The sequence below is a fragment of the Prolixibacter bellariivorans ATCC BAA-1284 genome, from assembly GCF_000621705.1.
In the GTDB taxonomy this organism is placed as follows: domain Bacteria; phylum Bacteroidota; class Bacteroidia; order Bacteroidales; family Prolixibacteraceae; genus Prolixibacter; species Prolixibacter bellariivorans.
Genome location: NZ_JHXO01000008.1, coordinates 214116 through 239246, shown reverse-complemented (window position 1 = coordinate 239246; position 25131 = coordinate 214116). Strand labels below are relative to the sequence as shown.

At 43.3% G+C, this 25131-nt stretch carries 20 protein-coding genes; 10 read left to right on the top strand and 10 right to left on the bottom strand.

The window, feature by feature from the left end:
• The first annotated feature begins 26 nt into the window (after positions 1–26).
• Entirely contained in the window at positions 27–1199 is a 1173-nt protein-coding gene (locus T426_RS0111000) for a DUF4249 domain-containing protein (RefSeq protein WP_025864697.1), read from the top strand.
• Positions 1200–1223: 24 nt separating this feature from the next.
• Entirely contained in the window at positions 1224–2912 is a 1689-nt protein-coding gene (locus T426_RS0110995) for a hypothetical protein (protein WP_148303756.1), read from the top strand.
• A gap of 79 nt (positions 2913–2991) precedes the next feature.
• Here T426_RS0110995 and odhB read toward each other — a convergent pair whose 3' ends face one another.
• Together odhB and T426_RS0110985 are read right to left on the bottom strand one after the other, a co-directional pair.
• A complete protein-coding gene (gene odhB, locus T426_RS0110990) occupies positions 2992–4275 on the bottom strand; it encodes a 2-oxoglutarate dehydrogenase complex dihydrolipoyllysine-residue succinyltransferase (protein WP_025864699.1) in 1284 nt (427 codons plus the stop codon).
• A 38-nt stretch (positions 4276–4313) separates the two neighbouring features.
• On the bottom strand, positions 4314–7028 hold the full coding sequence (locus T426_RS0110985; protein ID WP_027585693.1) for a 2-oxoglutarate dehydrogenase E1 component: 2715 nt from the start codon (positions 7026–7028) through the stop codon (positions 4314–4316).
• 204 nt (positions 7029–7232) lie between these two features.
• Between T426_RS0110985 and T426_RS0110980 the strand changes: the two genes are divergently transcribed.
• Entirely contained in the window at positions 7233–10106 is a 2874-nt protein-coding gene (locus T426_RS0110980; protein ID WP_027585692.1) for a PD-(D/E)XK nuclease family protein, read from the top strand.
• 44 nt (positions 10107–10150) lie between these two features.
• Here T426_RS0110980 and trmD read toward each other — a convergent pair whose 3' ends face one another.
• Positions 10151–10840, bottom strand: a complete 690-nt coding sequence (gene trmD / locus T426_RS0110975; RefSeq protein ID WP_025864703.1) for a tRNA (guanosine(37)-N1)-methyltransferase TrmD — start codon at positions 10838–10840, stop codon at positions 10151–10153.
• 290 nt (positions 10841–11130) lie between these two features.
• On the opposite strand from trmD, the gene T426_RS0110970 reads away from it, so the two are divergent.
• From T426_RS0110970 to yidC, 4 genes are all read left to right on the top strand, one after another.
• A complete protein-coding gene (locus T426_RS0110970; RefSeq protein WP_159103331.1) occupies positions 11131–11526 on the top strand; it encodes an Hsp20/alpha crystallin family protein in 396 nt (131 codons plus the stop codon).
• A 211-nt stretch (positions 11527–11737) separates the two neighbouring features.
• Positions 11738–13855, top strand: coding sequence for a DUF349 domain-containing protein (locus T426_RS23440; protein WP_051568977.1), 2118 nt, complete (start codon positions 11738–11740; stop codon positions 13853–13855).
• Positions 13856–14004: 149 nt separating this feature from the next.
• Positions 14005–15612 carry a CTP synthase gene (gene pyrG, locus T426_RS0110960; protein ID WP_025864705.1) on the top strand — a complete coding sequence of 536 codons (1608 nt, stop codon included), beginning with the start codon at positions 14005–14007 and terminating at the stop codon, positions 15610–15612.
• Positions 15613–15639: 27 nt separating this feature from the next.
• Positions 15640–17568, top strand: coding sequence for a membrane protein insertase YidC (gene yidC, locus T426_RS0110955; RefSeq protein WP_025864706.1), 1929 nt, complete (start codon positions 15640–15642; stop codon positions 17566–17568).
• Between the two features lie 143 nt (positions 17569–17711).
• On the opposite strand, the gene ribH is transcribed toward yidC, so the two are convergent.
• Entirely contained in the window at positions 17712–18206 is a 495-nt protein-coding gene (ribH, locus tag T426_RS0110950; RefSeq protein WP_025864707.1) for a 6,7-dimethyl-8-ribityllumazine synthase, read from the bottom strand.
• Positions 18207–18283: 77 nt separating this feature from the next.
• Entirely contained in the window at positions 18284–18976 is a 693-nt protein-coding gene (locus tag T426_RS0110945; RefSeq protein WP_027585690.1) for a tetratricopeptide repeat protein, read from the bottom strand.
• A 245-nt stretch (positions 18977–19221) separates the two neighbouring features.
• Here T426_RS0110945 and recF point away from each other — a divergent pair, with 245 nt between their 5' ends.
• On the top strand, positions 19222–20364 hold the full coding sequence (gene recF / locus T426_RS0110940; RefSeq protein ID WP_027585689.1) for a DNA replication/repair protein RecF: 1143 nt from the start codon (positions 19222–19224) through the stop codon (positions 20362–20364).
• Between the two features lie 68 nt (positions 20365–20432).
• On the top strand, positions 20433–20723 hold the full coding sequence (locus tag T426_RS0110935; protein WP_025864708.1) for a DciA family protein: 291 nt from the start codon (positions 20433–20435) through the stop codon (positions 20721–20723).
• A 3-nt stretch (positions 20724–20726) separates the two neighbouring features.
• On the opposite strand, the gene T426_RS0110930 is transcribed toward T426_RS0110935, so the two are convergent.
• The gene (locus T426_RS0110930; protein ID WP_025864709.1) at positions 20727–21326 is read right to left on the bottom strand and encodes an aminotransferase class IV; all 600 of its coding nucleotides are present in this window, start codon (positions 21324–21326) and stop codon (positions 20727–20729) included.
• Entirely contained in the window at positions 21310–22278 is a 969-nt protein-coding gene (locus T426_RS0110925; protein WP_025864710.1) for an aminodeoxychorismate synthase component I, read from the bottom strand. Before T426_RS0110925 ends, T426_RS0110930 begins: the two co-directional genes overlap by 17 nt.
• On the opposite strand from T426_RS0110925, the gene T426_RS0110920 reads away from it, so the two are divergent.
• A complete protein-coding gene (locus tag T426_RS0110920) occupies positions 22277–22894 on the top strand; it encodes an anthranilate synthase component II (protein ID WP_199898598.1) in 618 nt (205 codons plus the stop codon). The two genes, T426_RS0110925 and T426_RS0110920, sit on opposite strands and share 2 nt — an antisense overlap.
• A 16-nt stretch (positions 22895–22910) precedes the next feature.
• On the opposite strand, the gene T426_RS0110915 is transcribed toward T426_RS0110920, so the two are convergent.
• The 3 genes from T426_RS0110915 to T426_RS0110905 form a co-directional block, all read right to left on the bottom strand.
• Positions 22911–23609, bottom strand: a complete 699-nt coding sequence (locus T426_RS0110915) for a DUF3307 domain-containing protein (protein WP_027585688.1) — start codon at positions 23607–23609, stop codon at positions 22911–22913.
• 1 nt (position 23610) lies between these two features.
• Positions 23611–24300, bottom strand: a complete 690-nt coding sequence (locus T426_RS0110910) for a hypothetical protein (RefSeq protein ID WP_025864714.1) — start codon at positions 24298–24300, stop codon at positions 23611–23613.
• Positions 24301–24456: 156 nt separating this feature from the next.
• Entirely contained in the window at positions 24457–25122 is a 666-nt protein-coding gene (locus tag T426_RS0110905) for a Crp/Fnr family transcriptional regulator (RefSeq protein WP_025864715.1), read from the bottom strand.
• Positions 25123–25131: the final 9 nt, after the last annotated feature.

Sequence of the window (25131 nt, the reverse complement as noted above, 5' to 3'; positions counted from 1 at the left end):
AACGGTATATTTCAAATGGAAGAAAGATGAGCGTGAAGAAAAGATATCTGATTATTGTAGCCATTGTTTTGGTCGCTTTTGGAATTCAGCGTTGTGTGGAGCCGTTTAATCCACCGATAACTAACTATCGTGATTTACTGGTTATCAGCGGAACATTGACTGATGAGCCAGGAACACAAACGATTACAGTATCTAAAACAAGTTCTTATACTGATTCAGCTTATATTCCGGAAAATGGTTGCTCTGTAACTGTTCTTGACGATAAAGGCAATATTGTAGCTTATAGTGAAGAGGGTGAAGGGAAATATACGGCCGAATTTACTAGTGACGAGTTGCAACATGGCACCGCATACAAATTGCGGGTAATTGATAATGATGGAGATGTATATGAATCCGATTATCAGACGTTGAATCCGGCTCCAGCCATCGACAGTCTGACAGCCAGTTATCAGCCCCTGGTTACGGCGGAAAATCCGGAAGGTTTAAAAGGATACCAGTTTTATGTGAATACCAGTGATCATAGTGGCAAAACTCAGTACTATCGTTGGAGTATGGAGGAGACGTGGGAATATCATTCGCCTTATACCGTGTTTGCCATGTGGGATGGAGCATTGCACCTTAATTATTTTTTCCCAGATAACCGGACTATTTGTTGGATGACAAAGGAAGTACCCGGAATTTATACGGGAACAACCCGTGACATGGCAGAGGATGTTTTGAGAAACATTAAATTGAATTATGTGTCAACACAAACAGACCGGTTGATGTGGAGATACAGTCTGTTAGTTCGGGAATATGCTTTATCGGCAGAAGCCTATGAATTTTGGAATGGCTTGGAGAAACAAACACAACAGACAGGAGGTTTGTACGAAAGTCAGCCATACATGATTACGGGAAACATTACCTGTGTATCGCAACCGAATAAACAGGTGCTTGGTTTTTTTTCCGCCAGCGGCGTTAGCAAAAAGCGAATTTTTGTTGGTCCGGCACCCGACCCAGTGAAACAAATAGTCTGTAGTTCTGACACGATAAAATCAGTTACGGAGGATTTAATGCCCTATCCACCTTCTTCCTATCCAGTTTATATGTATAAATTTATTCTTCCATCGGGAGCATTTATGAAGGTGGCTTCAGACCAACAATGTTTTGATTGTTTGAAACGCGGAGGAACCAATGTCAGGCCCTCATATTGGCAATAAAAAAACGGGAATATGAAGATAAAAATGAAGACACTAGTAAAACTACTGGTAGCATCCGTTACCTTGTTCGTTGTTGCATTACCCCTTAATTCGCGGGCAGCCGATAAATCTGCCGGCAATGAAAAGGTTGCTTTTGTTACCGATCGTGATTTTTATACTGCTGGTGAGGACCTGTACTTCAAGGCGTGTAATTTGTCGGATAGCGAGATGGCAGCGTTGGAATGGAGCAAGGTTTTGTATGTGGAATTGATTGACGGTAATGCCAACCCGGTAGTTCGTGAGAAATTTACATTCGGTGCAAATGGTACTGATGGAAAAATAACCATTCCCGAAGTGGTTCCTTCAGGATACTATTACGTGATGGCCTATACCCGTTGGATGCGTAATTTTCCGGCGTCCGGCTTTGCCTGGAAAACGATAAAAATATTGAATCCTTATTCCGAGGAAGTGGTATCGGGAGAAGATTCCCTGAAAATGGCTGCCAACAAGAATTGGCACGTTGCAAAAGACTCTATCGCTCATCAGACCTTCAAAAGGAGGCAGAATGTATCACTTAATCTAACACTTCCACATTCGGATGGCCCAACTTGTGTTTCAACGGTGTCTGTCGTTCGGAAAGGAAGTCATGTGGCTTATCATCAGCCGACGGAGGTTCGTGATCCGGATTATGATAAAGTAACTGGTGATACAATTACTTTCATACCCGAAACACGTGGCGTAAGTGTCAATGGGCGGGTGATTAATAAGAATACAGGGAGAGGAGTATCGTATGCCCGGATTAATTTGTCGGTTTTAGGTGGCGAAGGTAACTTCCACGGTACTTACAGCCGTGCGGACGGAGTATTTCATTTTGCTATTCCCGAAGAGTATGGCAAGCGCGAATTATTTATGTCGGTCGAAAAAGACAGTGTTCCATGCAAGCTGCTGGTGGATAACGATTTTATACAGAGAAAGCTTGAGGTGCCTAATCTGGCTTTTAAACTAACTTCCGACGAGAGAAAATTGGCTGAAAGAATGATGATAAGTCAGGAGCTGGCCAGTAATTTTACACTAAAAACGCCGCTGGATTCGGGTAAAACAAAGAAGAGTGAAGAGTACTTCTTTGGACAGCCCGTTTTTCATACTGATTTGGATAAGTACATAAAACTGCCCACGCTTGAGGAGGTGTTTTATGAATTGGTTCCCAGTGTTGTGGTTGTTCGTCATCGTGGTGTTCCGCGTTTCTTTGTGTCAGGCAATCACTCTGATTTACACCTCTATCCGCCGCTTGTTTTACTCGATAGGGTACCGTTGTCGGATATGAAGAACATTCTTTCTATTCCACCTGAGCGCATCAAGTCCATTGATGTGGTGAATGCCACATACCAAAGAGGCGACGTAATATACGGCGGTATTATTAGCATGAAATCGCGACTGGACGATTTGGCGGGGATTGATTTGCCGGAAAGTTCTTTCTTCCTTGAGTTTCAAACACTCGATAAGGCTGATAGCTTGCATGCCTTGAATGATGTGAAGGGAGCTGGTTTGCCCAATATTCCAATGATGGGAAATACGTTGTACTGGAACTCGGATGCCGTTGCTGATAAAAATGACCAAGTGCACGTTGCATTTGATACGGGTGATGAAACCGGTGATTTCGAGGTTTGGTTGACCTCTGTAACAACCGATGGGAAGGTATTCGAAAAATGTGTTCCCATCACGATTACCCGGTAAAAGAAAATATATGAATGAAAAAAAGCGGAACCTGAAAAATGGCTCCGCTTTTTTTATGCCAAATGTATTGGCTGAAATATTATAAATCCAATAGCAACTCTTCAGGCGAGCTTCCGCCGAAAAGCAGTTTTTCCGGATTTTCAATGAATTCCTTTAAGTCAACGAGGAAACCGACCGAATCCTTTCCATCGATAACGCGATGGTCATAGGAGAGGGCAGTATACATCATCGGACGAATTTCAACTTTACCGTTTACGGCAATGGGGCGTTCCTTGATGCTGTGCATTCCCAGAATTCCACTTTGCGGCGGATTGATAATGGGAGTAGACATCAGCGACCCAAACACGCCACCGTTGGTAATGGTAAAGGTTCCTCCGGTCATTTCTTCGATGGTCAACCTCCGGTTACGGGCTTTGGCTGCCAGCTCTTTAATTTCCAGTTCAATTTCCGGAATCGATTTGGTCTCCACATTGCGTACAATCGGAACCATCAGTCCTTTTGGCGTCATTACGGCAATACCCACGTCGTGGTAACGTGGTGTAACAATTTCATCGCCTTCAATCATGGAATTGACTCCCGGATGTAGTTTCAGGGCTTCGCTGACTGCTTTGGTGAAGAAAGACATGAATCCCAGTTTGAATCCGTGTTTTTCAACAAATCTTTCCTGGTATGTTTTGCGCAATTGCATAACCCGGCTCATGTCCAACTCGTTGAATGTGGTCAACATGGCTGTCTCGTTCTTCACTGAAACCAGACGTTGACTCAACTTTTTCCGCAACGAGGTCATCGTTTGCCGATCCTCTTCGCGACTGGCTTCCGGCTTCTGAAGTGACGGATGATTTCTCAGTGCATCTGCAGCTGTTTCGACATCCTTGCGGGAAAGTCGCCGTAATCCTTCGAGAACTTCTTCGACAGATAAACCTTTGGCTTCCATCACTGCTTTGGCTGCAGGAGTCGTTTTCACATGGGATACATCCTCTCCTGATGGTTTTGTCGTTTCAGGCTTTTTCTCAGTCTTCGGTGGCTCCGGTTTTTTCGATTCAGCTTCCTGTTTCTTTTCTTCCGGAGCTTCTTTTCTCTCTTCAGCTTTAGGTTCTTCTTTTGGTGCAACAGGAGCCTCTCCGGCTTTGTCTGTGTCGATGGTGCAGGCAACACCGCCTACCTCAATAGAATCCCCTTCTTCAGCTTTAAGACTTACTTCTCCGGCTTCGGTAGCCACCAGGGCCAGGGTGGCTTTATCTGATTCAATTTCTGCTATTTCCTGGTCCTTTTCAACTATATCACCGTCAGAAACGAGCCATCTTCCTATCTCTACTTCAGTGATAGATTCACCCGGACTGGGTACTTTTATTTCGATGATCATCTTATGATACTTTTTTGATGAATTGTGATTGCTTTGGTTTATTTAAAAACGGCTTCCAGGATTCGTTCTAGGCGTCGTTTGTGTTGTTCCATTAATCCGCCGGCCGGGCTGGCACTTTCCGGACGGGAAATCAGCTCGAGATTCAAACCCGGATACTTGCGGGCAATATATGGCCAGGCTCCCATGTTTTCCGGTTCATCCTGAACCCAGAGTTTGCTTTTTGCATTTTTATTCTCGTAAATGATATTCCTGACGGTTTCTACCGGGAAGGGATATAACTGTTCAATGCGGATAATCGCCACATCTTTCTTTTGCAGCTCGTCGCGCCGTTCCATCAATTCGTAATAAATTTTTCCGGAAGTAAATACCAGTTTGGAAGCTTTTCCCGGTTTAACGGTGTCATCCGGTATAAGCGGTTGGAATTTTCCATTAGCCAAATCTTCAAAGCTGGAAATAACTTTCGGATGGCGCAGGAGGCTTTTGGGCGTAAAGATGATCATAGGAATCCGGAAATCCCATTTTACATGACGGCGTAACATATGGAACAGACTGGCTGGGGTAGTTGGCAGCATTACCTGCATGTTGTTGCCGGCGGCTTGCGAAAGCATACGCTCGATGCGGCCACTGGAGTGTTCGGGTCCCTGGCCTTCGTATCCATGCGGAAGCATCAGTACCAGACCGTTCATCATACCCCACTTTTCGCCGGCAGAGCTGATGTATTGGTCAATAATAACCTGTGCGACATTGCTGAAATCACCAAACTGTGCCTCCCAAATGGTTAATCCTTTCGGACAGGCAAGCGCATAACCGTATTCAAATCCCATCGCTGCATATTCATTCAGCGGTGAATTGTAGACGTGAAATGGTGCCTGATTTTCGCCAATGTGTTTGAGTGGGAAGTACTTTTGGTCAGTCGCTTCCATCACCAGAGCGGCGTGCCGGTGGGCAAATGTACCACGTTCGCTGTCTTGTCCGCCCATGCGCACGGGATGACCTTCCAATAATAATGCTGCATAGGCAAGCAATTCGCCCATTGCCCAATCGAGTCGATTGTTGGATGCAGCTTTTTTACGGTCATTCAGAAGCTTAATAATTTTCCGGAAAAAGCTCTTGTCATCCGGAAGCGTATTCATTTTTTCAGCAACCGCTTTTAGTTGGTCGATATCGTATCCGGTATCGGTGTCATGATCCGCTTCAGTTGGTTCCGGCAATCGATAATTCTTGTATTCGTTTAGCAAAAACCGCTCAATACGAAGTTTTTGAATATGCTGACTCTCTTCGAATTTCACTTCGAGCGATTGATTGAAATCATCAATCTCCTTTTTGATCTCTTCCTTGGTCATGATACTTTTTTGTATCAGTTTCTCAGCGTAGAGATCACGCGGATTGGGATGACTGGCAATTGCTTTGTACAACGTAGGCTGTGTAAAACGTGGTTCGTCACCTTCGTTGTGTCCGTATTTCCGGTAGGAAAGAATGTCGATGAAAATATCGGATTCGAATTGCTGCCGGAACTCCATCGCCAATTTGATCGTAAAGATGAGGGCTTCCACATCATCGCCGTTGACGTGGAAAACAGGAGAACGCGTAACCTTGGCAACGTCGGTGCTATAAGTACTTGAACGGGCATCGAGGTAATTGGTGGTAAAACCAACCTGGTTGTTCAGTACCATGTGAATCGTACCTCCGGTTTTGTAACCTTTGAGCTGCGACATTTGCACAGTTTCATAAACTACTCCCTGACCTGCAATGGCAGCATCACCGTGAATGACGATGGGAGCCAGTTTTTTGAAGTCTTTACCATATTCATGATCCAGCTTAGCTCTGGCAACGCCTTCTACTAATGGTGCTACCGCTTCCAGATGCGATGGGTTGGGAAGAAGATTCAGTTTTACTTTATGGCCATGGTCGGTAGTGACCTCATTTTCGTAACCCAGGTGATATTTTACATCGCCAAGGGCAATCCCTTCTTCAAATTCGGTTCCGTAAAATTCCTTGAAAATATTCTTGTATGGTTTTTCTACGATATTGGCCAGTACATTCAGCCTGCCCCGGTGCGACATCCCGATGACAAATTCCTCGATTCCCAGTTCTGCACCACGTTCGATGATGGCATCCATCGCCGGAATCAGGGTTTCCGTTCCCTCCAGGGAAAAACGCTTTTGTCCTACAAACTTTTTGTGGATGAAGTTTTCAAATCCTACCGCCAGTTTAAGGTGATAGAAAATGTGTTTCCGGTTTTCGTCGGTAAACTCCTGCTGATTTTTGGTTCCTTCCATGCGCTCCCGAAGCCACTTAACTACTTCTGGTTTTCGCATGAAAAGGTACTCCACGCCAATCGATTCGCAGTACGTTGTTTCGAGATGTGCTACAATATCACGCAGTGATGCCGGTCCAATACCGATCTCATTTCCCGCCTGGAAAACAATGTCCAGATCAGCTTCGTTTAACCCAAAATTTTCGATGTCTAGTGTCGGTGAGTAAGTCCGGCGTGTCCGTACGGGGTTGGTTCGGGTAAACAGGTGTCCTCGTTGTCGGTAATTGTGAATAAGATTCAGAATCTTAAACTCTTTGTCCAGGTGTTTGCAATCCTCAGGTGTTTCGGCGTCGGCCCATGATTGACGGGCGAACTCGAAGCCTTTGAAAAATGATTTCCAGCTTGCATCCACATTCTCCGGATCTTCAAGGTACGCTTTGTATAGGTCCTCTATCGCCCCAATCTCTTGGTTGCCAACCTGTGAGAATTTGTCCATGTTAGTGTTATTCATAAGTTGATGATAAAAATAATACAAAGATGTACCGACATATGTTCAGTAAAATTTTAAACTTTCGTTGATGATTTTTCAAAGATGTGTGATGATAAATAAAAAAGTATCAACTTTACGCTTCCACATCTTTTTTCCCAGTGAAAACCAATAAAGATTTAAATAGTTCTGAATAAACTGATAAATAATTTTATGCAGGGATTTTTAGCACGGCTGGCCGACCATTTATATGAGGTTTACGGAGACAATATTTCGGAGCAAATGATCGTTTTTCCGAACCGAAGAGCGGGAATTTTTTTCAACAATTATCTCAATGGACAGGTTTCTCAACCGATTTTCAGTCCTGAAATTGTCACCATCAGCGATTTTTTTGCCCGTCAGACCGATTTGCATGTGGCCGATCCGCTTACACTTGTTTTTTACCTGTACGAAATTTATCGCGAAGTTACGGGTTCGGAAGAATCATTCGATGATTTTTACTTCTGGGGCGAGATGCTGGTTAACGATTTCGACGACATCGATAAATACAATGTAGATGCGGTTGGTCTCTTCCAGAATATTTCTGATTTAAAAGAGATTGATTTGCTTTTTCAGTATTACGATGAAGAAAGCCGGGAGCATATGACGGGTTTTTGGCGTAGCCTGAGTAATCGGGACAAAACGCCGAACCAGAATGAATTCTTACGTATCTGGCAGTCGCTCTTTCCTATTTATGAAAAATTCAGACAGCGCTTGCGAAGTGAGGGCGTTGCTTATGAAGGAATGGTTTATCGGGAAACTGCACAACGAATTAAGGAGAAAAAACTGCAACTAAAGCATGACGGAGATATTATACTGGCTGGTTTCAACGCGTTAAACCGGTGTGAGGAAATTCTGTTCTCGTTCTTCCGGGAAACCGGAAAAGCGCGGTTTTATTGGGACTATGACCGCTATTATTTGGATGATCCGCAGCAGGAAGCCGGTTTGTTCATGCGGAAAAATCTGAAGAAATTTCCGCAAGCAGCTTCACTAGGTGGAGAATCGGGTTTTATGCAACATCCACCACACATCGAGATCATCAATGTGCCATCGCAGGTGGGACAGGCCCAGGTAGCATCGAACCAGCTAATGAAGATACCGGTACCCGACCGGCAGTTTGATGACGCGGCTGTCGTTTTGTGTGACGAAGGCTTGCTTTTACCCGTGTTGGGAGCTTTGCCACAGCAAATTGGCAAGGTGAATGTGACGATGGGATTTCCGGTGAATGCCAGTCCGGCTTATAGTCTGGTAAATCAATTAATAGAGTTGCAGCGAAATATCCGCAAGCATGAGGAATCTGTTTTTTACTATAAAAATGTACTGGCGCTTTTAGGGCACCAGTTGGTTTCGGGTATTGAGCCGGAAATAAGCCGAAAGCTGACGGAAGAGATTATTTCACAAAACATGGTTTACCTTCCGGCGAAGAAACTGCAGCAAACTTCATTTCTGAGCCTGATTTTTCAATTGCCCCAAACCATTGATGCTTACTCCGATTATTTTCTGGAAATCCTTCGCTCGGTATTTACCCGGCTACCTTCTGATGAAAACGAGAGCCGGCATCAATTGCACAAGGAGTATCTGTTCCAGTTGTATTTGGCTGTAAACCGGCTGAAAGATGTGTTGGAAATCAGTGGCAAGAAAATTCTGGGAAACAAGAATTTCCTAACCAGAGAAACCTATTTCCGTTTTCTGAGCCAATATCTGGGCGGTATCACCGTGCCTTTCGAGGGCGAGCCGCTTCAGGGATTGCAGGTGATGGGAATTCTGGAAACGCGAACGCTGGATTTCCGCAACCTGGTTATTCTTTCGATGAATGATGGTGTGATGCCCAAAACTTCGGCGAAAGCTTCTTTCATCCCTTATAACTTGCGTCGTGGGTTTGGTTTGCCTTCCGTGGAAGAGATGAATGCCATGTACGCTTACTATTTTTACCGGCTGCTTCAACGGGCCGAAAATGTAACATTCGTTTATCATTCGGGTACCGAAGGACTTTTTGTCGGTGAGAAGAGCCGATATTTGTACCAGTTGCAGATGGAAACTCCGTTGAATATTAAGGAAACGAGTGTTTCGATGGAGGTTTCTACGCTTTCCCCAGTTCCAATCATGGTTCAAAAAACAGAGGAGGTGATGGTACCTCTAATGCCATATCTGGAAGGAAAGAGAGCGCTGTCGCCCAGTGCTATCGACAAGTATCTGACCTGTCCGTTACAATTCTATTTCCGTTACAGTGCCGGCTTGGAAGAGCCGGATGAAGTAACCGAAGAGGTGGATGCCCGTATCTTTGGGAACTTGTTTCACGACACCATGGAGGCGTTGTATACACCTTTTCTTGGTAACGAACTGGGAGCAGATGATATTCAAGGATTGATGGATGACGAGGAGAAGATTCAGAATCTCCTGCTGCAGTCATTCCGCGATAATTATTTCAAGGGAGGAGACGATTCGAAGGCGGTTGTTCTTCGCGGACGCAACTGGCTGGTTGGAGAAATTGTAAAGAAATATGTGCGGCAAGTGCTTGAGTTGGATAAAAAACGTGCTCCATTTACTATTGAAGGGCTCGAAAACAAGTTTAAAGCTGATTTCCCGTTAAGCGACGGAGAAAGAACCGTGCTGGTTGGTGGAAAAGTTGACCGAATTGATAAACACGATGGCGTTTTGGAGATTCTGGATTACAAAACGGGTAAGGCCGATTTGAGCTTCACGATGTTGGATGATTTGTTTGATCAGGAAAAGACCAACCGGAATAAGGCTGCACTTCAGACGTTGATTTATGCAGCTGTTGTCCATGCCAACCGGGAATCGGAGGGCATTATTCAAACCGGTATTTATGCTTTGCGAAGAATATTCGAAAAAGATTTTCAGCCTACTGTGACGAGCAAAGAGTTAGGAAATCAACCGGTCAATTACGTGGAGCATCAGGAGGTATTCAATGAAAAGCTGGTTCGCCTTCTGGAAGAAATTTTTGATACCAATGTACCTTTTGTCCAGACGGAAAAGGAAGAGACATGTCGTTATTGCCCCTATAAGAATATTTGCCGGAGGGGATAAAAAATCCCGGCGAGTAGGAATCTGACCGGGATGTATTTTGTTTTTTATTCGTCATCGTGTTTTTTGAGCAAATCAGGCCGAAGCTCTTTTGTTCGCTGGTAGGCCTGTTCCATTTTCCAGTCTTCTATTAACTGGTCATTTCCTGATAAGAGTACATCCGGAACTTTCCAGCCATTATAATCGGCGGGGCGCGTATAAACCGGTGGACTAAGAAGCCCGTCCTGGAAAGAGTCTGTCAATGCAGATGTTTCGTCGGACAGTACGCCAGGAATCAGCCGGACCACTGCATCGGAGATGATAGCGGCGGCCAGTTCGCCTCCCGTCAGGACAAAATCTCCAACCGATATTTCACGGGTAATCAGGTTGTCACGTACTCGCTGGTCGACACCTTTGTAGTGACCGCATAGAATAATAATATTCTTTTTCAGCGAAAGCTGGTTGGCATCATTTTGTTCGAATCTTTTGCCATCGGGCGATGTGAAAATAATCTCATCATATTCACGCTGGCTTTTCAATTCATTAATCGCCTTTTCGATGGGCTCAATCATCATGACCATACCAGCACCCTTACTAAAAGCGTAATCATCTACCCGCCTGTGTTTGTCTGTCGACCAATCTCTCAGATTATGGACGTGAATTTCGGCCAAACCTTTGTCCTGGGCTCGTTTGAGAATCGAGTAATTAAACGGACTTTCTAGTAATTCAGGTAAAACGGTAAGTATATCTATGCGCATTGTCTCAAAGTTTTTACAAAAGTAGAATTTCCCTTTTGAGTATTTCAATTCTCTCTTCAATTACCTGTTTTGTCTGGCTGATTTTGTTTAAATGCGCCATATTGGCATCTAAAAACACGTAAGCCTGACAATACGGCGTGTTGTTTTTGTGAAAATGTAGGATTTTTCAATTGGTATATCGTTTGAATAAAGTAGGTCAGAAATTGAAAATAAACATTGAAGAAATTAACGTACTTAAGGAGGAAAATATCATGTTGAACTTAATGACTTACTCGAACGCATATCCGAAAATGAAATCAAACAATGATTTACTGGATAAACTATTAAACGACTCAGTTTGGAACGATAGTTTCGCTTCAAGTCGTCCAAAGGCCAATGTTAAAGAAGAAAAGGATCAGTTTGTCATCGAGCTGGTGGCACCTGGTTTCACCAAAGAGCAAATCAATATACATCTTGAAAAAGAAATTCTGACTATTAAAGGTGAATCTGCAAAAGAGCAGCAGGAAAAAGTACGCTACACTACCCGCGAGTTCGTAGCAGGCGATTTTAGCCGTCGGTTCTCTGTGCCCGACTCTGTTGACACAGAAAACATCACGGCAGAGTTTAATAACGGAATACTCGAAATCAGATTACCGAAGCGGGAAGAAAATATTGATAAAGGACCCCGAACAATTAAGATTGGTTAACAGCAATATAGGAAGTTGGATTTTGAATTCAGGGGGCTGCGAAATACTCACGCAGTCCCCTTCTTTTTGCTAAATTCAAAATATATGTTTATTTTCTTTGAGGATTAACCCTCAATTCTATATTTTCGTAAGAATTACAAAGGCTTAACGCTTTTGTAATTTGGGTCAAATTCGATTAACTGATAGAGTCCAACGAACAAAAACCTCGGCTATGCCAGAGCACAACGACGAATCTCGTAACCTTAACGAGAGGGTAGAAAATGAAGAAGTCTCACAAGAGAGACAAACGCCGGTTGACAATGAGCAACAAGCAAATGAGCAGGAACCAGAACATGCTAAGCAAATAGACGATCCTGGAGAACAAGTTGCTGATGACGAAGTTGTATCTGCTTCGGATGAAGCTGAAGAAAAACCAGCTGATGAAGAAGCCACAATAGATTCCTCGGATGAAACGACTTCAGAAGAAGGGGAGGCGTCTGAAGAGCCGGTAACTGGTGCGGAAGATGAATCCATCGAATTGGAAAAAGATCCGGATGATGTAGACGAAGAAGGGGATGAAGAAGAAGAAACCGACGACGAGGCTGTTGGAAGAGCTTCACTCGATTATTCGGGCTACAACAAAGTTCAGTTAATCAATACCTTTCGAAAAATATTGCCCAATGGTATCGGCGAAGATATTCGTCCTCAGATAGAAGCCATTAAGGCAAACTTTTATAAACTACACAATACGGAGCTTGAGGAACAGAAGAAAGCTTTCCTGGCAGAGGGCGGATCTGAAGATGATTTTCAACCCACCCCCGATCCGTATGAGAATGATTTAAAGGATCTGCTGAAGGAATTCAAAAATCTCAGAACGGAATACCACCGCAGACAAGAAGTTCAGAAAGAAGAGAATTATCGGAAGAAGTTAGAAATCATTGATGAGCTGAAAGCATTGATCAATAAAGAAGAGTCGATAAATGCTACTTTTCAGGAATTCAATGCACTTCAGATCCGCTGGCGTGAATTAGGACAGGTTCCCCAGGGAAAAGTGAAAGACCTGTGGGAAAATTACCATCACCACGTCGAGAATTTCTATGATTATATCAAGATAAACCGTGAGCTTCGGGATCTCGATCTGAAGAAGAACATGGATAAAAAGGTTGGATTGTGTGAGCGGGCAGAGGCACTAGCTGAAGATGAATCCAATCCGGTAAGAACGTTCAGGCAACTGCAAAAACTGCATGAAAATTGGCGGGAAATTGGTCCAGTCCCACGTGAGAATAAGCAGGAACTCTGGGAGCGTTTTAAGGCGGCTACGACAGTTATCAATAAGAGATACCAGCAGTATTTTGAGGAAGAGAGAGTAAAGCAAAAAGAAAATCTTGAAAAGAAGGTCGAATTATGTGAGCAGGCGGAGGTGTTTGCCAATTTCGATTCGACCAATCCGCGCGAGTGGAATGAAATGACTGAGAAGATTATTGCTTTACAGAAGGAATGGAAGACGATTGGCTTTGCGCCGAGAAAAGATAATACGCTTGTGTGGGAGCGTTTTCGTGCTGCTAACGATACTTTTTTTAGGAAAAAACGTGATTTCTGGGCTAAGAGCAAAGAAAAACTTCATGATAATCTGGCACAGAAAATTGAAATATGCGAACAGGCTGAGGAGTTGAAGGAAAGTACCGATTGGAAGGGGACGACTGATAAACTGATTGCTTTGCAGAAGAAATGGAAAGCCATCGGACCTGTACCGCGGAAACAAAGTGACCTTGTTTGGAAGCGTTTCCGGGCAGCCTGCGATGAATTTTTCAACCGGAAAGGCTCTCATTTCTCCGGCATGACGGAGGATCAGGAAGAACATCTCAAAGCTAAAAAAGCGATAATTGAGGAAGTCGGAAACTTTAAACCTTCCGGAGATGTCGATGCAGATGTCGCTGCCTTATCTGAGTTCCAGGAACGCTGGAAGAGTACCGGTACCGTACCCCTTAGGCGAAAAGATGATGTGGAGTCGAAGTTCAGAGATGCCATTAATGATAAATTCGATCAGATTGAAATGGACGAGCAGGAACGTAACCTGCATAAGTTCAGAAACAAAATGGTTCACTGGATGACCATTCCGCGTGGATGGGGGCGTATCAACAGCGAACGGGACCGCAATGTGTTGCGTATTAAACAGCTCGAGAGCGATTTAGGAACGCTGCAAAACAACATTGGTTTTTTTGGTGACTCGAAAGGAGCTCAGTCGCTGGCCGAAAATGTTCAGTCAAAAATTGATCGGATAACCTCACAGATTGATTACCTGAAATCGAAAATTGAGATAATTGATGATCTGGGAGATGAATCCCGGTAGATTGACATAAAGTTCGAGAAAGCCCGTTGATGAGATTCGACGGGCTTTTTCATGTCCAGATTTACCCTAAATTTAATTTTAGACTTCACCTGTTCGGATTTTATTCGTTACTTTGCATACTTTCAAAAAGCTCAAAAAATCATAGGAACGTGGCAGCAACGAAGTATATTTTTGTGACCGGCGGTGTAACCTCTTCGCTGGGGAAAGGGATCATAGCTTCTTCTTTAGCTAAGTTATTGCAATCCAGAGGATACAAGGTGACTATTCAGAAGCTTGATCCATACATTAATGTCGATCCAGGAACATTGAATCCTTACGAGCATGGAGAGTGTTTTGTAACGGAAGATGGTGCCGAAACCGATTTAGATCTTGGACATTATGAACGATTTCTGAATACACCTACTTCGCAAGCCAACAATGTTACTACTGGCCGTATTTACCAATCGGTTATAAATAAAGAGCGTCGTGGCGATTACCTTGGAAAAACGGTACAGATTATTCCACATATCACCGACGAAATTAAACGTTACATCAAGGTCCTTGGCTCAAAGAAGAAATTTGATGTGGTGATTTCGGAGATCGGTGGTACAGTTGGTGATATCGAATCGTTGCCTTATGTCGAAGCTGTTCGCCAGTTGAAATGGGAGATGGGCGAGAATGCATTGTTTATTCACTTAACGCTTGTTCCTTATTTGTCCGCTTCAGGCGAGTTGAAAACCAAGCCAACCCAGCACTCGGTAAAAATGTTGCTAGAGAATGGTGTGCAGCCTGATGTGTTGGTTTTGCGTACCGAGCACAAATTAACTCCGGATATTAAACGTAAAGTGGCTCAATTCTGTAACGTAGAGCAAGAAGCAGTAATTGAATCCATTGATGTGCCGACGATTTACGAGGTGCCGATTAAGATGAAGGAAGAACAGCTGGATGAGATTGTGTTGAAAAAGCTGGGACTTCCTCTCGGTGTTTCACCTCAGCTTGAAGCTTGGAATGATTTCTTGCGCCGGTGCAAAAATCCGAAGCAAAAGATTAAGATTGGCCTGGTTGGAAAATATGTTGAGCTGCACGATGCTTATAAATCCATTTCCGAAGCGTTGATTCATGCCGGCGCCGCAAACGAAGCGGATGTTGAAATCTCGTGGATTCATTCAGAGCGTGTCAACCAGGAAAATCTGGAGCGTAAACTGAAAGGCTGTGATGGAATTTTGGTTGCACCGGGATTTGGTCATCGGGGTATCGAAGGGAAAATTCTGGCTACCCGTTATGCCCGTGAGAATAAGATTCCTTTCTTCGGTATTTGTTTGGGGATGCAAATCGCTGTGATTGAATTCGCACAGAATGTTCTCAATATGTGTGGTGCCGATTCAAGTGAAATGAACCCGTCTACGAAATATCCGGTTATAGACCTGATGGAAGAACAAAAAGGCATTATTGAGAAGGGTGGAACCATGCGACTTGGTGCTTATGCCTGCCAGTTGAAGAAAGATTCGAAAGCTTTTACTGCTTATAACAGGGGAAAAATACATGAACGTCACCGTCACCGGTACGAGTTCAATGACAAATATCTCAAAGATTTTGAAAGCGCAGGAATGAAAGCTGTAGGAATAAACCCGGATACCCGTTTGGTCGAAGTAATGGAAATACCCGAGCATCCATGGTTTGTTGGCGTACAGTTTCATCCGGAATACAGCAGTACAGTTCTTAAGCCTCATCCGTTATTTGTTGCTTTTGTCGATGCTGTATTGAAAAATAAAAAGTAAATAATTAAATAGTTGTAAAAGACTCCTATGGATAGAAATACCATTAGCGGACTTGTTCTCATTTTTGTCATACTGATTGGATTCAGTTATTTTAATAAACCTTCCAAGGAAGAGGTTGAGGCAGCAAAGCGAAAGCGTGACTCAATTGAACAGGTTCAGGCCGAACAACAACGAATAGCCGAACAGAAGGCAAAGGAAGTTACCACCCCAAAAGAACAGGAAAAACCGGATTCTACCGTTGCAAACTCAACTTCCGTTGAAAACCGGAAAGATGAGTATGGTGCATTTGGCGATGCCGCTGTTGGAACAGAAAAGTTTATTACCATGGAAAATAACCTGATGAAGGTGAAGGTTTCGACGAAAGGGGGACGGATTTATTCGGTAGAACTTAAGGATTATAAAACATACGACGGTAAACCGTTGATTCTCTTCAAAGGTGATGCCAACCGGTTCGGATTGAACTTTTTCTCACAAAATCGTAGCATTGAAACGGACAATTTGTATTTCACACCTTCTGTGAGCGAAGATAGTTTGGTTGTTACCGGGCCAAAGGTTCCGAAAGGAAAAGAGGGACGTATTGGTTTTAATGAAGATCATCCGGGAAAATCGAAAACACTGACGATGCGGGTAAATGCCGGAAACGGCAAATTCATCGAATATGTTTATACTATGAAGTATAATTCATATATGATGGGTTTCAATATTCGTTCTAAGGGACTAAGTCAGTTGACGGGACAGAATGCCTACATGAGCTTTAATTGGGCCATCGATGTTCCCCGTCAGGAAAAGAAATCGAAATACGGTGAAGACCGATATACGACCATTTATTATAAATACCATCAGGATGAAGTTAACAGCCTGAGTTCGTCTAAGTCGGATAGTAAAGATTTGACGACCGCTGTGAAATGGATTGGTTTCAAGCAGTTGTTCTTCTCTTCAATTTTGATAGCTGATAATAGTTTTACCAGTGCAAAAATCAAAAACGATAAGACCGAAGACAATCCTAACTACCTGGGACACTTCTCAGCCGATGTGTCTATTCCGGTAGACAATGCACAGACCCAGGAAGTTCCGATGGAAATGTTTTTCGGTCCGAACCAATACAATGTATTGAAGCAGTACAAGCTTCAGCTTGATCAGGAGTTGAATCTGGGATGGACAGTTATTGGCTGGGTGAACAAATACATTGTGATTCCGGCATTTGATTTCCTTCGCAGGTATATCAACAATTTCGGAATCATCATCCTGTTGCTGACCATTTACATCAAGCTCATCATTTCACCATTCACCTACAAGTCTTTTTTGTCACAGGCGAAGATGCGGGCTTTGAAACCCGAAATTGATGAGATTAAGGCTAAATATGGTAAGGATAAGTCGATGGAGGCTCAGCAGGCCACCATGGCGTTGTATAAGAAAGCCGGGGTGAATCCCATGGGAGGTTGTTTGCCCATGTTATTCCAGTTCCCGATTCTGATTGCCATGTTCCGGTTCTTCCCGGTATCAATCGAGTTGCGTCAGCAAAGTTTCCTTTGGGCGCACGACCTTTCATCGTACGATTCCATTTTCCATTTGCCGTTTACCATTCCGTTTTATGGTGATCATGTGAGTTTGTTCTGTTTGCTCATGACCGTTACCAACGTCTTCTATATTAAGATGAATAACGAAATGAATGCGGCCGGAACGCAGCAAATGCCGGGAATGAAGACGATGATGTACATGATGCCGGTGATGTTCTTGTTTATCTTTAACAACTATGCAGCTGGTTTGAGTTTGTACTACTTCCTGTCATTGTTGTTCACCTTCCTGCAGATGTTCATCTTCAAGAAAGCCATTGACGAAGATAAAATTCGTAAGCAGATTACTGCTAAACAGAAGAAGCCCGCGAAGAAGTCCAAATTCCAGAAACGTTTGGAAGATATGGCTCGTCAGCGTGGAATGGAAGCACCGAAGAAATAATTGTAAAGCTATAGATCTTATATACGAAGAGCGGTCCGAATATCGGGCCGCTCTTTTTCTTTTCTGCGCAATGCTGAAATGGAAGCATAAAAAAAGCTGCCCTGTTCGGGGCAGCTTAATATTGTATATTCTTTACTACTTGTTTATTCACCATTTTCAAGGCCCTGTTGTAAGGCAACCATTTTAATAGCTGTAATGGCTGCTTCGTCACCTTTATTGCCATGTTTGCCTCCCGCCCGGTCGAGAGCCTGTTGTTGATTGTCCGTTGTTAGCACACCGAAAATCACCGGAAGGTTGAATTTCATGTTCAGGTGTGTGGCACCTTGAGCAACTCCCTGGCAGATGAAATCAAAGTGCCGGGTTTCGCCTTGGATAACACATCCGAGAAGTAATATCGCGTCAACATCGGTGTTTTCAGCGAAAAGCTGACCACCCAGGGTTAGTTCAAAACTTCCGGGTACGTGTTTAACCACAATATGCTCATCTTTCGCTCCGTGCTTTTTTAATGTATCAACAGCACCACGGGCCAATGCTCCGGTTACTTCATAGTTCCATTCCGATACTACGATTCCGAATTTCATGTTTTCGGCCGATGGAACTTTTTCCATGTCGTATGCAGATAAATCTTTTGTCGCCATTTTTTAGGATTTTTGCAAATATAAAAAATCCCCTCCGTTTCGAACGAAGGGGATTGAGTTATCGAAAACTAATTTGTTTATTTTTTTGCCAGGATTTTAACGCGGGCAATGTATTTATCAATCTGCCTACCCTCGTTGCTTTCCGGGTACTTTTCCTTAATTGTTTTGTAGACTTTTAGTGCATCGTCATATTTACCCATGGTTTCATACAGGTTTCCTGCTTTCATTAAGTAAATAGGTGTCGAAAAGTCGTTGTCGTTCATATTCGCAGCATCCATATACCGACTTACTGCTTTGTCGTTATTTCCAAGTTCGGCATAAGCATCACCGGTAGCCCCTTTGGCAATTGGTCCAAGTAGTGGATCATCGGTACTGAAATCGTTCAGGTATTCAATAGCCTGCTCGTACTGTCCAAGATGCAGATAAGCGATTCCCGTATAATAACGTGCTAAATGACCTGATTTGGTGCTTCCGTATTCATCAAGAATATCGAGGAAACCAGGATAGTTACCATCGCCGTTAAGAGCGAGGTTGAATGAATCTTTCTGGAAATATTCTTCGGCAACAAACATTTGAGACTGTGCCTTTTTCTCCCGCGGAATTTTGTAATACCGGTGGAAGGCCAGGAAGGCGATGGCTATGATAACGCCAACACCAAAAATGTAAGTAATGATCTTCTGATTCTTTTCAAAAAACTGTTCAGTTGACGTCAACGCGTGTTCAACTTCCTGTAGGTTTTCGTCGGTGTGTTTGTTTTTTCCTTTACTCATCGTATTTATTGTCTCTTTATTTTCAGGTCGTGTAAACGTGAAGGCAAAAATAAATTTTTTTCAGGAATCAATGGTATTTTTGATCATAAAAATATAGGGTGACGCCAAAAGAAATTTTTAAAGATATTTCGTATTAAGTATTTGATAAACAGTTTGAATGTTAATTCAGAATCTTGAAACAACTGTTCGGGACGATTATTTATTAGTTTTGTATCCGGATTATTTCCCTCAATTATATCTCATTCATGTACATTAAGGAATTATCTGTCATTAATTTTAAGAATCTGGAACAGGTCGAATTGGAATTTTCGCCCAAATTAAATTGTTTCATTGGAAACAACGGAGTAGGGAAAACCAACCTGTTGGATGGCATCTATTATCTTTCTTTTTGCAAAAGCTATTTCAATTCGGTCGATTCACAGAATATTCGCCACGAAGAGGAGTTTTTTGTGTTGCAGGGACAATACAGCCGTTTGGATGAGGATGAAAACATTTATTGTGGATTTCAGAAAGGGCAGAAGAAAAAATTCCGTCGAAATAAGAAAGAATATAAGCGACTGTCGGAACACATTGGCCTGTTGCCACTGGTCATGATTTCTCCTTCAGACACAAGTTTGATTATGGGGGGGAGCGATGAGCGCCGTAAGTTCATGGATAGTGTGATTTCGCAAAACGACCGGCAGTACCTCGAGCATTTGATTCGGTACAACCGGGCATTGCTGCAACGGAACAACTTACTGAAATACTTTGCTGCCAATCGCGTTTTCGAATCGGATAGTTTGGAAGTTTGGGATGCGCAACTGGTGATGTTGGGAGAGAAAATTCACAAACGCCGTCAGGAATTTCTGGGTGAACTGCAACCGATTTTCCAGAAATACTACGACTTCATCTCGGATGGTCATGAACAGGTTACCCTGGAATATCAGTCACAGTTGAACGAAGGTGATTTTGCCGGTCAACTTAGTGAAGTGCTTCCGCGCGATCGTGTTTTGCAATTTACCTCGGTGGGAATTCACAAGGATGATTTGGATTTGAAACTGGGCGATTTTCCGATGAAGAAAATGGGTTCGCAGGGACAGAAGAAAACCTACCTGGTAGCCTTGAAATTGGCACAGTTTGATTTCATCCGTTCGGTGAATGAGGCCATGCCCATTCTGCTCCTCGATGATATTTTCGACAAGCTGGATGGTGAACGGGTAGAGAAGATCGTTAAACTGGTTTCGGAAAATACCTTTGGACAGATTTTTATTACCGATACCAATCGCGAACATCTCGACCAGATTATACCGCAAGTTGGTGCTGATTTTCGAATCTTCCGGGTAACCGATGGAGCAGTTATTGAAAACGGGAACAATGGCAATGAAACGAAAGTTGTTGAAAACAATTAGCCACTAAAGGTGCTATTCTAATATTCCCTTCATACTTTTGATGTAGATAATATTTTCAAGAAAACCAGATGCGCAGAAGTGAAACACAGTCGTTAGGTAGTGTGATTAAGGAATACCTGAAGGAATCGCGGATGGACGGGAAACTGGCTGAAGTGGAAGCGATCAATTCATGGGAAACCATTATCGGGAAGACCATCGCCCGGGCCACGACCAATATTTACATTAAAAATAGCGTGTTGTATGTGCATCTCCGTTCTTCTATTGTGCGCAATGAGCTCTTCATGATGCGTCATCAGATTGTGGATGCTATGAACAACCACGTTGGGCGTAAGGTCATCCGTGAAATTGTACTCCGTTAATATCTACCAGTTTATATTTTCAATCCGAATTACCGGTGATTTTTCCAACGAAATCATCGCATTGATGAGGCGTGCTTCATCGAATTCATGTAACATTTCGGGGCGAATTGGAAGTGCCTCAATGCAGCCTTCACTCAGGTAACAGGCCCGGCGGGTGCCAGGTAACAAAGGCGTATCCGGAGTAAACCATTTTTCTCCTTTTCTGAAAACGATATTGGCATACGACGTATCGGTGATGAAACCGTTTTTCGCGAGCAGCACATCATCTGCATTTCTCCGTTGAGCAAACAAATCCTGCAGTTTTCCCCGGTTGGCGTATTTATATGGGTAATTAACATCATCAGCATTCACCAGGCGAAGAGAATGCACCGGGCGTATTGAATAAGGCTCAAACTCTACTTTCTCGATAGTTTCCCGGTAGGTAACCCGACATTTGAACAGGCCTTTTTTTGCTTCCGCTGGAATACTTAGGTTGTTGGTCAAATCGATTCCCTCGACCAGATTCAATAACTCCTGGCGGGTTCGGTTCAAGCGGACGTTATGCCATGAAAGTCTTTCCGGCTCGCCATTTCGGATGCATATGGTTTCAATAAATTGGCACATACACTTTGTCAATCATTTCCTGGTATTCTTTTTCCGCTTCGCTAAAAACGGTAATGCCTCCACCACTTCGGAATAATGTTTTTCCGTTTTCCTGCGCAATATACCGAATCATCACAGCGGAATCCAGATCTTGTCCATCAAAAATACCAAATACGCCAGTGTAATATCCACGCTCATCAATTTCCGATTCCCGGATGATTTCTACCGTCTTTTGTTTCGGCGCCCCGGAAATAGAGCCTGCAGGAAGTAATGCAGCCATGATGTTGCCAATGTTGGAGTGATAATCAGATGGCAACTCACCGGTAATCTCGGAGCTGACCTGGAGCAGCGTCTTTTCGTGGGTCTTTACCTCGTCGATGTAACGAAAACGGGAAACGTGTACATTCTTAGCAATCATCGATAAATCGTTTCGAATTAGATCGACGATGGTGTTATGCTCGGCTGTTTCTTTCTTGTCGTTCAGAATTTGGCTGGCAGCATGGGGAATGGCTGCATCGATGGTTCCCTTCATCGGGTATGATGCTATTTTTCTATCGGTGATTTTGACGAAAATTTCCGGCGAGAAAACAACGCACTTCCCCGGAAGTAAAAGTTTGTATCGAGCCGAGCTGCGGTGAAAAATCTCTTCGAATGTCAAATTGGTTTCTACCGGCGTGGGAAAAGTCAGGTTGGTAAGGAACGAGTTACCGTGCCGAATATGTTGCATTACATTGTCGAAGCCTTCCCGATAAGTGTCATACGACACCGGATGTTTCCGGAACTGTATGGCCTTTTCCGTGAAAGCGACTGGTTCGAAGTTCCGATGGCCATTCACATCAAACAAAATGCCTTGAGCAGTTGCTTCAGATAATTCCAGTACTAACGGTGCCTTAAGTCCGAAGTCAAGCACAAAGAGGAAGGGCTGGTGTTGGGCAGCCAATAGGTTCATTTTTTCAGCGAAATATTCACTCATGCCAAAGAATGGTGTAGTTTTGCGCATCAAAACTAATACTTTTCCACCGATGCGGGTGCTGATTTTCGATAACTACGATTCGTTTACCTATAACCTGGCACAGCTTGTGGAGCAGTGGGGCAGGGCCGAAGTGATTGTTCGGAAGAACGACGAAGTGAGGCTCAAAGAAGCCGCCCTGTTTGACCGTATTATTATTTCGCCTGGTCCGGGATTGCCCGAAGATGTGCCGTTGATGGGTGAAATTATTCGTCATTTGGGACCTAGCATTCCAATGCTGGGCGTTTGTCTGGGGCATCAAGCGATTGCTGAAGCCTTCGGCGGTAAATTGAAACATCTGAAAACCATTTATCATGGCACCGTTATTCAAACTGAAGCGCTGGTTTCCGATTTGCTTTTTGAGAATATTCCTACTGTTTTCGATGCGGGGCTTTACCATTCGTGGGCGGTGGACGACGCCGGTTTTCCGGAAGAACTGGAAGTAACAGCCCGCGGCGAAACCGGAAACATAATGGCCTTGCGCCATCGTACTTGGCCTGTTAAGGGAATTCAGTTTCATCCTGAATCAATCATGACCCCGGATGGCCGGAAGATGATTGAGAATTGGTTAAACGGATAGTAGACGAAAGACGATTTTAAACATAGCCAATCATCACCCCCAAAAGAATCGCAATACCAAAACTCAATAGTGTTCCAACCAGGACGTACTCTGATTTTTTTGCATCGCTGAAACGTAGAATGGATTTGGCAGCGATGATGAAGCCCACCACTGAATATTGTTGCATCAAAGCGAGCGTGAGCACCAATAACCGTTCGGTGATGCCGATTAATTTGCCGGCATTGGGCAATCCATCACTGTTTTCATCGGTTGTCTCAACAGGTGCAGGGATGGCAAAGTAGCGAAAAATATATCGGATGATGATATTGGATGGTTTAACACACAGGGTATAAGCAAATATAATGGCCACTGTTTTAGTGCTGATGAATGCCGGGACTTGGTTGTCACCGGATTGCTCATAGAGCCAAACTATGACGATGATAATCACTATGTGAATAAACTGGTCGATAAAGAACCAATCTTTGTTCCATTTTACTCTGAGAAAACTCTTCGCTATATCCGTAAGAAAATGCAATAGGGAAAGTGCAAGTGCGGCTGACCAGAAAGCCCATTGCAATGAAAAAAGCCATGCCGAAGTAAAAACGATGAGGATATGCCAGATATGGAATTTACTGATGATCTTTCTACCTTTCTGCAAACTCCAGTGTTCACTTTGAAGAAGGAAATCGGCTACCAAATGGGCCGTGAGCTGCAGGAACAAGAGAGTTAATATCATGTCAGTGTATGTTTTCTTCGAAGTACGAAACCGCCCGGTCGATGGCATTCCAGCCGGCAGCTGTAGAATGCTGATTGATGGTCGACTGATTTTTTTGCAGAATTTTGGAGATTTCTACTTCTGATTTGTTTAGCAATTTATAAAATACTACCTCACATTGTTTGGCCGAACAACGCACCAGTATTACATCCAGCATTTCGAGCATGGTTTCATATAAACGTTGAACAGCCAGATCGCTTGAAAGAAAATACAATGTTCGTTTGATGATGATTTTTTGTTTGTCGTGTGTGTCTTTCCGGTTTAGTGCTCTTCCTGAAAGGTATATGGCTTCTCCGTCCATAACTCCTTTGTGGGGCTGGTAGTTTTCCAGCGGAGCTACCGCGATGGCTACGCGCACACCATGCTCCTTAAAGTATTTTATGCGTTTGTTTTCTTCTTTAGATGTTGGTAACTCGATTGCTCGGACAAATGTTTTGATGAGTAGAGCCACACGCAGGGCGGTTTCCGGAGCATCCAGCGCACATTCGATGTAATCACCTTTCAGGACTCGGCCGTAGAATCCCTGATTCGCGAAGTGGCGCGTAAGTTTAGTCATTAACTCTTTCAGCTTTGTGGACAGCAAATCTCGATTTACTGTAGACAAAGCCGTTGATGAGATGATATCACATGAAATGGTTGCTCTGTTTTTCATTTCATTAATGCCTTTCTCTGTTTCAAGGAATCAATTTATTGGTAAATATACTAATAAATATACAATATCGGTAAATATGCCAATAAATTTATTTTATCGTTATAAACACTAATAAATGATATTTATCGGTAAATATGCCAATAATAAGATGAGGTCTTACTGTAATATACTTTTTAAAACTTCGGCATTTTTAATTTCTACTTCGCCACGCCGCCATTCCAGTATCCCTTCACGCTGGAGTTCACCAATGGTTCGTGCTAGTGAGGGACGGGCTACTCCAAACATTTCGGCCAGGCTTTGCTGATTCTGTTTCAACGGAATATTTCGGAAACCTGATTTGTAATGTTGCAATAGAAAGAAAGCGATTTTTTCCCGGATGGTTTTAAAGTTCAGGAAACTGATTTTCCGGGATAGGAATTGAGCTTTATCGCTAATGATGTTCAGAAAGTTATTCAATACTCGATTATCGAGACTAAGCAGTCGCGTGAAATTTGGCTTCAGAATGATAAGCATTTCGCCATCGGCCATAGCTGAAAGATTTACTGGAAAGCGACTTTTTTTTCCAAAAAGAAAACCGGCAGCAACCATTTGTGGCGGTATCAATTCTTCTATTTTCAGACTGTTTCCACTAAAGTCAACCATCTCACCCTGAAGTTTTCCTTCCAAAAGAATCATTGCTGTTTTTACTTCTTCTCCGGCAACGGCCAGTAAATCATCTTTATGGAAATGTCGTATCTGATGTGGAACCTGAACCAGTAGATTTTCAATCTCTGGTGGTTGAAGCCCTTTGAATATGGGCGATTGACTAAGAATTGTATTCATTTCAGAAAG

Excerpts from the sequence above, each read along its gene's own strand:
- ribH (WP_025864707.1), bottom strand. The coding sequence starts at position 18,206 with ATGGCGACAAAAGATTTATCTGCATACGACATGGAAAAAGTTCCATCG.
- T426_RS0110905 (WP_025864715.1), bottom strand. The coding sequence starts at position 25,122 with ATGAATACAATTCTTAGTCAATCGCCCATATTCAAAGGGCTTCAACCA.
- T426_RS0110910 (WP_025864714.1), bottom strand. The coding sequence starts at position 24,300 with ATGAAAAACAGAGCAACCATTTCATGTGATATCATCTCATCAACGGCT.
- yidC (WP_025864706.1), top strand. The coding sequence starts at position 15,640 with ATGGATAGAAATACCATTAGCGGACTTGTTCTCATTTTTGTCATACTG.
- T426_RS0110995 (WP_148303756.1), top strand. The coding sequence starts at position 1,224 with ATGAAGACACTAGTAAAACTACTGGTAGCATCCGTTACCTTGTTCGTT.
- T426_RS0110970 (WP_159103331.1), top strand. The coding sequence starts at position 11,131 with ATGAAATCAAACAATGATTTACTGGATAAACTATTAAACGACTCAGTT.
- recF (WP_027585689.1), top strand. The coding sequence starts at position 19,222 with ATGTACATTAAGGAATTATCTGTCATTAATTTTAAGAATCTGGAACAG.
- T426_RS0110980 (WP_027585692.1), top strand. The coding sequence starts at position 7,233 with ATGCAGGGATTTTTAGCACGGCTGGCCGACCATTTATATGAGGTTTAC.
- T426_RS0111000 (WP_025864697.1), top strand. The coding sequence starts at position 27 with ATGAGCGTGAAGAAAAGATATCTGATTATTGTAGCCATTGTTTTGGTC.
- T426_RS0110920 (WP_199898598.1), top strand. The coding sequence starts at position 22,277 with ATGCCAAAGAATGGTGTAGTTTTGCGCATCAAAACTAATACTTTTCCA.
- T426_RS0110945 (WP_027585690.1), bottom strand. The coding sequence starts at position 18,976 with ATGAGTAAAGGAAAAAACAAACACACCGACGAAAACCTACAGGAAGTT.
- T426_RS0110935 (WP_025864708.1), top strand. The coding sequence starts at position 20,433 with ATGCGCAGAAGTGAAACACAGTCGTTAGGTAGTGTGATTAAGGAATAC.
- T426_RS0110915 (WP_027585688.1), bottom strand. The coding sequence starts at position 23,609 with ATGATATTAACTCTCTTGTTCCTGCAGCTCACGGCCCATTTGGTAGCC.
- T426_RS0110925 (WP_025864710.1), bottom strand. The coding sequence starts at position 22,278 with ATGAGTGAATATTTCGCTGAAAAAATGAACCTATTGGCTGCCCAACAC.
- T426_RS0110985 (WP_027585693.1), bottom strand. The coding sequence starts at position 7,028 with ATGGACAAATTCTCACAGGTTGGCAACCAAGAGATTGGGGCGATAGAG.
- trmD (WP_025864703.1), bottom strand. The coding sequence starts at position 10,840 with ATGCGCATAGATATACTTACCGTTTTACCTGAATTACTAGAAAGTCCG.
- T426_RS23440 (WP_051568977.1), top strand. The coding sequence starts at position 11,738 with ATGCCAGAGCACAACGACGAATCTCGTAACCTTAACGAGAGGGTAGAA.
- odhB (WP_025864699.1), bottom strand. The coding sequence starts at position 4,275 with ATGATCATCGAAATAAAAGTACCCAGTCCGGGTGAATCTATCACTGAA.
- T426_RS0110930 (WP_025864709.1), bottom strand. The coding sequence starts at position 21,326 with ATGTGCCAATTTATTGAAACCATATGCATCCGAAATGGCGAGCCGGAA.